Here is a 7,820-nt window from a genome sequence, read left to right as displayed (position 1 = left end):
CCGATCTGTTGCTTCTGTTAATGGGGCTGTTTATCAGCGCTTATGCCGTTTACAGCTTGTGGGTCAAGGCGCGTCCTACACGCTTGGCGGTGGGGTGGTCAGTGCCCATGGGGATTGTCGGCGGGATGTTTGGCGCGTTGTTCGGCAGTGGCGGCTTTCTATATGCCATCTACCTGAACAGTCGTTTGCCCAAGGACCCGGCACGGGCCACCCAGAGTGCGTTGATCAGTTGCAGCACCGTGGTGCGCTTGAGTCTGTTTGCTCTGGCCGGGGTCTATGCCGAGTTACCGCTGTTGCTGTTGGCGGTGTGCCTGTCGCCGGCGATGGCCCTGGGTTTGTGGGTGGGGCGGCGCCTGACCATGAGGCTGTCTCGGGAAGCTTTTGTGCGCTTGGTGACCTGGCTGGTGCTGGCCAGTGGTATTGCCTTGATCGGGCGCTACCTGAGCACTTGACCTGCGGGGTTCAGGGATTAAGCTGCGGGCCTTTTAATCCGTTCGCCGGCAAACCGGCTCCTACAATTGATGGTAGGAGTCGGCTTGCCGGCGAAAGCCTTCGTACCGTCCCAGCATGTTCCAGGCTTATCCATGAATTCGCAAAGCATCCTCGTCCCGAAAATTTCCACCTTGCCGGTGCACGAGCCCCGGGCTCGGGCGATTGTGCGCTGGCTGGTGCGCAAGAATATCGTCGAGGAAACCCTGAGCACCTGCGGGCGTACCGGAAATCGCATGGGCCATGCGATTGCCGCCGGTGCCCGGGACGTTGTGCTGCGCCCGGACGCGCTGCCTTTTGGCGAGCCGATCAATGGCCTGGAGATCATCACCAAGCGCTGCATCTATACCCCGGCCAAAGGCTTTCTCGAAGAAGCCGGCTGCGCCGAGTGCCGCCAGGAAGTGGGCGAAGCGCTGTTTGAGAGTCTGGAAGACTGGATGCCAGGGCGGACCGACAACTTCACCTGCCCCGAATGCGGTCATGAAGATGACATCAACGGGTTTCTGTTCCTGCAGGCCTGTGGTTTTTCCAACCTGGGATTCATCTTCAACAACTGGGCAGAGGCGGGCTTCAAACAGAGCTTTATCGATGAATTCGCCGATTGGCTGGATCAGCCAGTGAGTTGGGTGAAGGTCGAGCTCTAGAGAGGCGATATCTCCATCTATCACTCCAGCGATATTAGACAGAGTTTTACATTGAGCCCGGGTAGGTGTCTGAGTATAATGGCGCGCTTCCATTTTCCCGCCCGGGAGCCCCCGCGATGCTGCGTATCAGCCAAGAAGCCCTCACCTTCGACGACATCCTCTTAGTGCCCGGTTATTCCGAAGTACTGCCTAATGAAGTCAGTCTAAAGACCCGTTTGACCCGTGGCATCGAGCTGAATATTCCACTGGTTTCCGCCGCCATGGACACCGTCACTGAAGCCCGTCTGGCAATTGCCATGGCTCAGGAAGGCGGCATCGGCATCATCCACAAGAACATGACCATCGAGCAGCAAGCTGCCGAAGTGCGCAAGGTCAAGCGTTTCGAAGCCGGTGTGGTCAAAGACCCCATCACCATCGAAGCCGACGCCACCGTACGTGATCTGCTCGAATTGACCAGCATGCACAACATCTCCGGTGTGCCCGTGCTGCACAACGGCGATCTGGTGGGCATCGTGACTTCCCGCGACGTGCGTTTCGAAAGCCGTCTGGAAGTCAGCGTCCGCGAAGTGATGACGCCTAAAGAGCGTCTGGTCACCGTCAAGGAAGGCGCCGACAAGACCGCCGTCCGTGAGCTGTTGCACAAACACCGCATCGAGCGTGTACTGATCGTCGACGACGCCTTCACCCTCAAAGGCATGATGACCGTCAACGACATCGAAAAAGCCAAGGCCTACCCGCTGGCCAGCAAGGACGACCAGGGTCGCCTGCGCGTCGGCGCTGCGGTCGGTACCGGCAAGGACACGGGCGACCGCGTTGCTGCGCTGGTCAACGCCGGTGTCGACGTGGTGGTGGTAGACACCGCCCACGGTCACTCCAAAGGCGTGATCGACCGCGTTCGCTGGGTCAAAGAGCACTTCCCTGAAGTCCAGGTGATCGGTGGCAACATTGCTACCGGCGCTGCAGCCAAGGCTCTGGCCGAAGCCGGTGCCGATGCGGTCAAGGTCGGTATCGGCCCTGGCTCGATCTGCACCACCCGTATCGTGGCCGGTGTTGGCGTGCCGCAAATCAGCGCGATCGCCAATGTTGCAGCGGCGCTGGTCGGCACGGGCGTTCCGCTGATCGCCGACGGCGGTATCCGTTTCTCCGGTGACCTGTCCAAGGCCATCGTCGCCGGTGCGTCCTGCGTGATGATGGGTTCGATGTTCGCCGGTACCGAAGAGGCCCCGGGTGAGATCGAACTGTTCCAGGGCCGTTCCTACAAGGCTTACCGTGGCATGGGTTCCCTGGGCGCCATGTCCCAGGCCCAGGGTTCTTCCGACCGCTACTTCCAGGACTCTTCCGCGGGTGCCGAGAAGCTGGTGCCGGAAGGTATCGAAGGTCGTGTGCCGTACAAGGGCACCCTGACCGCGATCATCCATCAACTGATGGGTGGCCTGCGTTCTTCCATGGGCTACACCGGTAGCGCCAACATCGAAGAAATGCGCACCAAGCCGGAGTTTGTCCGCATCACCGGCGCCGGCATGGCTGAATCCCACGTCCACGACGTGCAGATCACCAAGGAAGCGCCAAACTATCGCGTAGGTTGATAGTGATCGCCTCCAGGCTCAGGCCCGGAGGCGATTGACGAATTTAGTAACCGGGGCTGTGTTTTTCAGCCCCGTGTCGTTTCTGAAATTAGACGAGACTGACCATGGCCCTCGACATTCACGCCCACCGCATCCTGATCCTCGACTTCGGTTCCCAGTACACCCAGCTGATCGCCCGCCGCGTGCGCGAGATCGGGGTTTACTGCGAACTGCATCCGTTCGACATGGACGACGAAGCGATCCGCGAATTCGCTCCCAAAGGCGTCATCCTCGCCGGCGGTCCCGAGTCCGTGCACGAAGCCAACAGCCCTCGCTGCCCGCAAGCGGTGTTCGACCTGGGCGTTCCGGTCTTCGGCATCTGCTACGGCATGCAGACCATGGCCGAGCAACTGGGCGGCAAGGTCGAAGGTTCCGAGCTGCGTGAATTCGGTTATGCCCGCGTTGATGTGGTCGGCAAGAGCCGCCTGCTGGACGGCATCGAAGACCACGTCGACGCCGACGGCCTGTTCGGCCTCGACGTATGGATGAGCCACGGTGACAAAGTCACCAAGATGCCGGAAGACTTCCACATCCTGGCCAGCACCCCGAGCTGCCCGATTGCCGGCATGTTCAACGACGACCTGCGCTACTACGGCGTGCAGTTCCACCCGGAAGTGACCCACACCAAGCAGGGCGGTCGCATCCTGTCGCGCTTCATCCTCGACATCTGCGGCTGTGAAGCACTGTGGACGCCGTCGAAGATCGCCGAAGACGCGATTGCCCAGATCCGTGCCCAGGTCGGCACCGACAACGTCCTGTTGGGCCTGTCCGGCGGCGTCGACTCCTCCGTGGTGGCGGCCCTGCTGCACAAGGCCATCGGCGACCAGCTGACCTGCGTCTTCGTCGACAACGGCCTGCTGCGCCTGCATGAAGGTGAGCAAGTGATGGCCATGTTCGCCGAGAACATGGGCGTCAAGGTGATCCGCGCCAACGCCGAGGAGCAGTTCCTCAATAACCTGGCCGGCGAAGCCGACCCGGAGAAGAAGCGCAAGATCATCGGTCGCACCTTCATCGACGTGTTCGATGCCGAATCCTGCAAGCTGGAAAACATCAAGTACCTGGCCCAGGGCACCATCTACCCGGACGTGATCGAGTCGGCTGGCGCGAAAAGCGGCAAGGCCCACGTGATCAAGTCGCACCACAACGTGGGCGGCCTGCCGGAAGAAATGAACCTCAAGCTGGTTGAGCCGCTGCGCGAGCTGTTCAAGGACGAAGTCCGCCGTCTGGGCCTGGAATTGGGCCTACCGTACGACATGGTCTACCGTCACCCGTTCCCGGGGCCGGGCCTGGGCGTGCGTATCCTCGGTGAAGTGAAGAAGGAATACGCCGACCTGCTGCGTCGTGCCGACCACATCTTCATCGAAGAGCTGCGCAAGGCCGACTGGTACCACAAGGTCAGCCAGGCATTCGTGGTATTCCAGCCAGTGAAATCGGTTGGCGTGGTCGGCGATGGTCGCCGTTACGCCTGGGTCGTGGCCCTGCGCGCCGTGGAAACCATCGACTTCATGACCGCACGCTGGGCGCACCTGCCTTACGAACTGCTGGAAACCGTCAGCGGCCGCATCATCAATGAAATCGAAGGCATCTCCCGCGTCACCTACGACGTGTCGAGCAAGCCGCCGGCCACCATCGAGTGGGAATGATCGGGGCCGAGTGATCGGCGCTTGATCCATTTGCGGTAAACAATGGCGATCGGGACCTTCGGGTGTCGATCGCCATTGTCGTTCCCGGGTATTTGAATTCAACACCTGCGGCATTTGTGTTGCAGAACTTTTGCTAACCGCGCTTTTCCGTCGTCCGGCAATATCACGCAAGACATGTTCTTCGCTGTGCTCCAGGCTTCTCTCTACCCTTTAGTTTCCCCCGCTGTTGTTGCTGCGGCTTGTTCGTGGCGCGGGTTTGATCGGATTGCGCAAGGTTGTCAGTTGACAACCTTGTTTGGCTGGCGATACTGGAGGCTATGGATGGCTCGTGCAATTCATCCCAAGAAGGATATTGAAATGGCCCTGCGTTACGCCGAATGGCAGGGCTGGCGCATCGAGGTCGGCGGTGGTCATGCCTGGGGCCGGATCTACTGCCCGTACAACAATGATGTGTGTCGCTGTGGCGAGTTCTGCATCACCAGTGTCTGGCGCACACCGAAGAACCCGACCCAGCACGCCCGGGCGCTATGTCGGGTGATCGACAACTGCACCCTGAACCAGCTGCGTGGGGCCAAGGCGCCGGCAGCCCGCAAGGAGTAAGGACCATGGAATACCTGTTCACCCTCAACTACCTGCTGCCGCCGGAGGGTTGTGATCCGCTGCAACTGGTGGAGCGCCTCGGTGCGGCCGGGTGCACCGACGCTCTGGTGGGCACCGGCCTGGCCGGGCGCCTGGCCCTGGAGTTCAGTCGCGAAGCCGAGAGCGCCGAGGCAGCGCTGCTCAGTGCCCTGGCGGATATCAAGCGGATCATCCCCGAGGCGCGGCTGGTGGAGGCCGGCCCGGATGTCGTCGGCCTCAGCGAGATCGCCGAGATCGTCGGCGTGTCCCGGCAGAACATGCGCAAGCTGATGCTCGGCCATGCCGATAGCTTTCCCCTGGCGATCCATGAAGGCAGCGCTTCGCTGTGGCATCTGGCGGAGGTCCTGAGCTGGCTGGACAGCAAGGGCGGCTACGCCCTCAAGCACCCGGTGATCGAAGTGGCGCGGGTGGCGCAGCAGGTGAACACCGCCAAGGAGTCGAAGCGCATCGGCCCCCTGAGTGGTGAATTGATTGCCTTGCTGGGCTGATGGGGCATTCGCCTGACAACCTGGCTCCGATACGGTCTACGCGTGGCTGGGTGCCAGGTTCCCAGTCAGACGCTGATCTGGAGGAGGCTGTCAGGTTCAATATAGGGTGGGTTCTCGACGACCTTGAGCTTTATTAGGCGCAGGTCACTGCGCCCTGGAGCGTATTCCTTGGCTTGCTCCACACTTAGGGCTTGCGGATCGGAAGTCATTCGGAACTTTGTTCCACAACCAAGCAGGTATTCACCTTCCTTGATTCCAGAAATGAAATCGATAGGCGCGAGTGCCGTGCCAGGCGGGCACTCTATTTCAAGGATCAGCGGCGCGCCTGATGGCGGGATGAATTTCCCCAGCTCGTTGGTATCGCTCGTAGTCGACATGAAGGCTTGATAGGTGAAGGTTCCTTCAAGGGCTTGAAGTAATGGAACGGAAAACTCCGCTTCTGATGTCATTCGAAACAAGGTGATGGTGTCTGTTGGCGTAGCGCCTATGAGTTTCTTGAGAGGCGGCAGGTCGCTAAAGAACCTTTCCAGAGGCAGGCCGCCCTTTAAGCGACCGTTGAGCTCAAAGGCATACCCATCCTCAGCGGTCTTGTAGCTTTTGCATACCCGCAGAAGATCTGCGCCGTGGGGAAGAGTGTCCAGGTGCGCCTTGAAGGCTTGGTGGTGGTTCATGAAGGTCCTTGTTGGCAACGTGCAAGATGATTACGCGACGCACCTGTGTGCGAACGAGGGCTATCTATTGGGTGCAAACTGCCGAGTCGGTGATTTTCCGGAGACAGTGCATCGAAACGGGATTCCGTGAAGCGTCACCTTATGCTGTCAAACCCGCTTGCCCGCTGTTCGGGGCTGCTGTGCCGCGGGTGCGGCTGCACTGCCAGACAAACACCGAGCCTACGGTGGTGGAGCCTATTTTCGATTGTGAATGCGCAATGAGTTCGGTTTTCAATCTGCCATTGAATCCGTTGAACGTCGTTTGCGGCACTCTATCGCCGGCCTGCGGAAAGCTTACTGCCCATTCGTTGGAAGGAAGAAGGCCACGGGGATTGCTCAAGTCGCGGGAGAACAGGCGGGCAAAGGCTTGCCGGCGGCCTTCCCGATCAGGCGCATTGGGATGTGGGGTATCGAACAATGTGCTGATAGTGCTGCTTTCACCACCCACGATGAGGAATCTGGCTCCAAGTCCGTTTGTGCTGATAAATGTCAGGCGCATAGCATCCTGGAAGATACTCTGTCGGACTTGATGCATATCGACAGCCGAACTCGGCCATTTGAGTTCAATGGCGCCGTACCAGATAACTGCATTAAGCGAACGTCCCAGAATGGCCAGATCTACCCGTTTTTTTGTGTTTCCCCAGTCGGGTGGTAGCTGGCTGGTTGCCGGAAGAAATTGACCTTGTGCGTTTATGATCTGGGCCGTGACAGACCGGGCGGAGTCTTCGCCGGATAAGTCGTTGAGATTCTGAGCGGTTTGAAGTTGGTGCCACCCGGAAAGGCCTGAGGCAATTTTTGTAGCCAGTAAAGGTCGGTTCATCGCTGCTCCATGCAATGTGTAAGTAATCGAGTCAGCAAGCTCCCATGTGGTGATCTACAGAGGCAGGCAATTTACTGACATGGATAAGGTGTCCTGCAACCAGCGTCACTGATAGACGTATGCGTCCTCGGAGATGGTTGCTGAATCAGCGCCGGGCCACGTCGGAGAAGTAGAACTTGTCCAGGGTGTGCCGTGATTCGGTGTACTCGAACTGCCGCCCGTCCTGGAGAAAGGTCTGGTTGCTCACCACGATCACATGGCTCTGGCCGTCCAGGTCGAGCAACTGCTGGTCGTCCTTGCTCCGCGGGCTGGCCTCGATGGTGCGCTGGGCATAGCTGATGTTCAGTTGCAGGGTCTGTTCGATGTAGGCGTAGATCGAATGCTCGGCGATCTCTCGGTCCAGTCCCGGAATCAGCTCGGCGACAAAATGGTTGATGTCGAGAATCACCCGCTTGCCGTCGATCCGTCGCACTCGTTTGATCCGCGTGATCAGGCTGCCTTCCTCGGCCTGCAGATGGTTGCGCAGGGCGCCTTGCAGGGGAAACTGGCTGAACTCCACCACCTCGGTGCTGACGTCATCCCCCAGACCTGGATAGGTTTCCTGGAAGCTGACGATGCCGCCCAGTTGGAACTCGATGGGATTGGGCGAGAGAACGAAGGTGCCCTTGCCGTGGATCTTCTGCGCGAAGCCGCGCTCCTGCAGCAGTTCGATGGCCTTGCGCACGGTGCCGCGGCTGGCCTGGTAGCTGTCCATCAGTTCGC

General features: G+C 59.7%; 9 protein-coding genes. 6 read left to right on the top strand and 3 right to left on the bottom strand.

Annotated features, from left to right (window positions below; genetic code table 11):
- The 6 genes from BLX41_RS34905 to BLX41_RS09535 all read left to right on the top strand — a co-directional run.
- The coding region (locus BLX41_RS34905) for a TSUP family transporter (protein ID WP_259744620.1) at nt 1–452 on the top strand (452 nt) is incomplete at its 5' end.
- Nucleotides 453–584: 132 nt separating this feature from the next.
- Nucleotides 585–1,133: a sugar ABC transporter ATPase gene (locus tag BLX41_RS09555; protein WP_123724689.1), complete on the top strand. Its 549-nt coding sequence runs from the start codon at nt 585–587 to the stop codon at nt 1,131–1,133.
- 116 nt (nt 1,134–1,249) lie between these two features.
- Complete coding sequence (gene guaB / locus BLX41_RS09550; RefSeq protein WP_123724688.1) at nt 1,250–2,719, top strand: IMP dehydrogenase; 1,470 nt, start codon at nt 1,250–1,252, stop codon at nt 2,717–2,719.
- A 104-nt stretch (nt 2,720–2,823) separates the two neighbouring features.
- Nucleotides 2,824–4,401 carry a glutamine-hydrolyzing GMP synthase gene (gene guaA, locus BLX41_RS09545; RefSeq protein ID WP_011063192.1) on the top strand — a complete coding sequence of 526 codons (1,578 nt, stop codon included), beginning with the start codon at nt 2,824–2,826 and terminating at the stop codon, nt 4,399–4,401.
- Nucleotides 4,402–4,722: 321 nt separating this feature from the next.
- Entirely contained in the window at nt 4,723–5,001 is a 279-nt protein-coding gene (locus BLX41_RS09540; RefSeq protein ID WP_123724687.1) for a hypothetical protein, read from the top strand.
- A gap of 5 nt (nt 5,002–5,006) precedes the next feature.
- On the top strand, nt 5,007–5,528 hold the full coding sequence (locus BLX41_RS09535) for a helix-turn-helix transcriptional regulator (RefSeq protein ID WP_123724686.1): 522 nt from the start codon (nt 5,007–5,009) through the stop codon (nt 5,526–5,528).
- A gap of 65 nt (nt 5,529–5,593) precedes the next feature.
- Here the strand turns inward: BLX41_RS09535 and BLX41_RS09530 are convergent, their stop codons facing one another.
- The 3 genes from BLX41_RS09530 to treR all read right to left on the bottom strand — a co-directional run.
- On the bottom strand, nt 5,594–6,199 hold the full coding sequence (locus tag BLX41_RS09530) for an ADP-ribosyltransferase family protein (protein ID WP_123724685.1): 606 nt from the start codon (nt 6,197–6,199) through the stop codon (nt 5,594–5,596).
- A gap of 139 nt (nt 6,200–6,338) precedes the next feature.
- Entirely contained in the window at nt 6,339–7,058 is a 720-nt protein-coding gene (locus BLX41_RS33590) for a hypothetical protein (RefSeq protein ID WP_185073476.1), read from the bottom strand.
- A 145-nt stretch (nt 7,059–7,203) separates the two neighbouring features.
- Nucleotides 7,204–7,820 (bottom strand): trehalose operon repressor (gene treR / locus BLX41_RS09520; protein ID WP_259744616.1); only part of this gene is annotated, 617 nt, incomplete at its 5' end.

The sequence above is a fragment of the Pseudomonas protegens genome, assembly GCF_003732485.1.
Lineage (GTDB): Bacteria > Pseudomonadota > Gammaproteobacteria > Pseudomonadales > Pseudomonadaceae > Aquipseudomonas > Aquipseudomonas protegens_B.
This window is presented reverse-complemented; position numbering and strand designations above follow the sequence as displayed.

Bases quoted from the DNA above. Each gene is read 5' to 3' on its own strand.
- BLX41_RS09535 (WP_123724686.1), top strand. From the start codon at position 5,007: ATGGAATACCTGTTCACCCTCAACTACCTGCTGCCGCCGGAGGGTTGT.
- guaB (WP_123724688.1), top strand. From the start codon at position 1,250: ATGCTGCGTATCAGCCAAGAAGCCCTCACCTTCGACGACATCCTCTTA.
- BLX41_RS09555 (WP_123724689.1), top strand. From the start codon at position 585: ATGAATTCGCAAAGCATCCTCGTCCCGAAAATTTCCACCTTGCCGGTG.
- BLX41_RS33590 (WP_185073476.1), bottom strand. From the start codon at position 7,058: ATGAACCGACCTTTACTGGCTACAAAAATTGCCTCAGGCCTTTCCGGG.
- BLX41_RS09530 (WP_123724685.1), bottom strand. From the start codon at position 6,199: ATGAACCACCACCAAGCCTTCAAGGCGCACCTGGACACTCTTCCCCAC.
- guaA (WP_011063192.1), top strand. From the start codon at position 2,824: ATGGCCCTCGACATTCACGCCCACCGCATCCTGATCCTCGACTTCGGT.
- BLX41_RS09540 (WP_123724687.1), top strand. From the start codon at position 4,723: ATGGCTCGTGCAATTCATCCCAAGAAGGATATTGAAATGGCCCTGCGT.